We start from the raw sequence: 2,493 nt of genomic DNA, 5'->3' as shown, positions 1-2,493 counted from the left end.
GGTTTACATAATGAACTTACTCATCATCAGCACCAGCCAAAGAGCCCACTCCCAAAGCGCTAAAGTCGCGAGATACATAGCCGAGACCAGTTTTTTATCGCCCCATAGTGTCGGTTACGACGCTATCCATCACTTAGAACTTTGCCAGTTCAACCTGCCCTTTTGGGACGGTGAAGAAGACAACAAGGGCGAACATTGGCCTGAGATAGAGCAAAGAGTCGATGCTGCGGATGCCCTCGTTTTGATTACGCCCGAATGGGGTGGAATGGCATCGCCACTGCTTAAAAACTTCCTACTGATGTGTAGCCGTCAGGAAACTGCCCATAAGCCAGTGTTGCTGATTTCAGTTTGCAGCGGCATTAGCGGTGCTTATCCCATTGTGGAAGTCAAAATGAATGCACTCAAAAACAATAAATTAGTGCCGATTCCCGACTATTTGATCATCCGTAATGTCGAGAATGTACTCAACGCTACGCCCCAAGGTACGCGGGATATCGACCTCAGGGAAAGAGTGCAATATAGCCTGTTTATGTTGCATCAATACGCCCAAGCCTTAGCGCCGATACGCCAACGCCATATTCATCAACCCTACCCCAAGCAGCAGGAATACTGCTACGGTATGTAAGCAGCTTGGATGTGAATCACACTGACTAAAATCATTACAAGGAACGCATTATGATCCACTTAGAACACATCAACCTAGTCGTCGACGATATCCCTAAAGCACTCACGTTTTATCAAGCCGCCTTCCCCCATTGGCGTGTCCGTGGCGGAGATAAAGGGACTTGGTACGGCAAGCCGCGCAATTGGATTCATTTTGGCGATGATTATCAATACATTGCCTTTAGCGATAACGGTGAAGGGGAAAACCGCGACTTAACGGGTCATCAAATTGGCTTAGCCCATTTTGCTTTTGTCGTCAGTGATTTAGATGCAATCATCACCAGACTGACTCAAACAGGCTTTCCGATAGCAAAAGAGGGCATGGAAGATCCCTATCGCCGTAATATTTACTTTTTTGATGCCCATGGCTTTGAAGTCGAGTTTGTTGAGTATCTGAGTGATATTCCCGCAGAGCGAAACCGCTATTAAGCCATTCGCAAACTATGGTGCAGGAACGGGCGCAGGTACGATAACAGGGTATTTTGCGCCGTATCGCTACTGCGGACTTATCCCAAAAATCGTTACTTTACGCAGCTAACCCGCTAAACTAATGCGCTATCCAGCTTTAGATAATTAAACTTTTGATTAGTAAATAAGACATGACCACACCCTATTGTTATTCCACAACTTACATCTTAGATAAAGCGCATTTTGACGAGTGTTATACCCAGTCCGTCAAACCCGATCCCACTCTCAAACCTTACTATAAAGCCATAGGTTTCGGGCTCATTGGCATTGCGCTGATTTTTGCGGATGTCAGCCTCTATCTGGCCTATTTCTTTGTTGGGCTCGGGGTGATTGAAGCATTAAATGTAAAATACAACAAAGCGTGGTGGTTGATGCGGCAAATGATGAGCAAAGCCGCCAATAATGAAGTCACCCTTATCGTTGATGAGCAAGGTATCCACACAAAATCACAATATGTAAACGCTCAAATTCTCTGGACGGATATTTATCGTATTGTGCAAACGGATAAAGGATTCCTAATCACCCATAAAACAGGGACCAGCTATATCTCTAACCGTAGTCTAGATAATGCCTGTATTGCATTTATCCAAACCAAAATCTGATGTTGTAAGTTTTAATATTACTGACCCGTCAAAAATGCAAAAGGCTGAATGATTCAGCCTTTTGCATAAACTAAGAACTCAGTTAGACCTTAGCTTTAAGCTCGCCTATCGGTAAAATAGTGCGGCCATATTCATTATTAAGCACTTGCGCCATGGCAAAGTAAATTGCACTCGCACCACAGATAATCCCTTCAAAACCCGCGATGGTGCCAATAAGCGCACTGCCAGTAAAATCTCTCGCCGCCAGAAGGAAAAATAGAATCGTCAACGAAGCAAACACAAACTGCTTAGCCCTTGGATAACGTAGCGATCCCACAAACATAAAGGCTGTAAAAATTCCCCAAAGGGTTAAGTACCATCCCATAAAATAGGTTGGGCTCGCCGCAACCCCAGCATTTGGCATTAAAATAAGCCCAACTAAGGTCAACCAGAATAAGCCGTAAGAGGTAAAGGCGGTTGTACCAAAGGTATCACCACGCATAAAGCACATAATGCCCACGATAATTTGACCCAGTCCGCCATAGAAAATCCCCATAGCTAAGATCATCGAGTCAATCGGAAAGTACCCTGCATTATGAATGTTTAGCAGGATAGTCGTCATACCAAAGCCCATTAAACCTAATGGAGCCGGATTCGCCAGTTTTGTCGACACAGAAAGTCCCCAAAATGATAAGTAAATTTCAGTACAATAATTTGCACTTATAGTTCGATAAAAAGCGGCGAAGTTTAGATAACAACAAAGAAGATCACAATCTAAATC

At 44.1% G+C, this 2,493-nt stretch carries 4 protein-coding genes; 3 read left to right on the top strand and 1 reads right to left on the bottom strand.

All coding sequences use genetic code 11. The annotated features are described in order from the left end of the window. Nucleotides 1-10: 10 nt before the first annotated feature. The 3 genes from MMG82_RS21245 to MMG82_RS21235 all read left to right on the top strand — a co-directional run bounded on the left by MMG82_RS21245 (nt 11) and on the right by MMG82_RS21235 (nt 1,733). Complete coding sequence (locus tag MMG82_RS21245; RefSeq protein WP_037421328.1) at nt 11-625, top strand: NAD(P)H-dependent oxidoreductase; 615 nt, start codon at nt 11-13, stop codon at nt 623-625. Between the two features lie 50 nt (nt 626-675). Further along, nucleotides 676-1,092 carry a VOC family protein gene (locus MMG82_RS21240; RefSeq protein WP_047537349.1) on the top strand — a complete coding sequence of 139 codons (417 nt, stop codon included), beginning with the start codon at nt 676-678 and terminating at the stop codon, nt 1,090-1,092. A gap of 170 nt (nt 1,093-1,262) precedes the next feature. Further along, a complete protein-coding gene (locus tag MMG82_RS21235; protein WP_037421331.1) occupies nt 1,263-1,733 on the top strand; it encodes a YcxB family protein in 471 nt (156 codons plus the stop codon). 82 nt (nt 1,734-1,815) lie between these two features. On the opposite strand, the gene MMG82_RS21230 is transcribed toward MMG82_RS21235, so the two are convergent. After that, the gene (locus MMG82_RS21230) at nt 1,816-2,385 is read right to left on the bottom strand and encodes a GPR1/FUN34/YaaH family transporter (protein ID WP_047537352.1); all 570 of its coding nucleotides are present in this window, start codon (nt 2,383-2,385) and stop codon (nt 1,816-1,818) included. Between the last annotated feature and the right edge of the window lie 108 nt (nt 2,386-2,493).

This window comes from Shewanella sp. MM_2022_3 (assembly GCF_022557375.1).
In the GTDB taxonomy this organism is placed as follows: Bacteria; Pseudomonadota; Gammaproteobacteria; order Enterobacterales; family Shewanellaceae; genus Shewanella; species Shewanella xiamenensis.
This window is presented reverse-complemented; position numbering and strand designations above follow the sequence as displayed.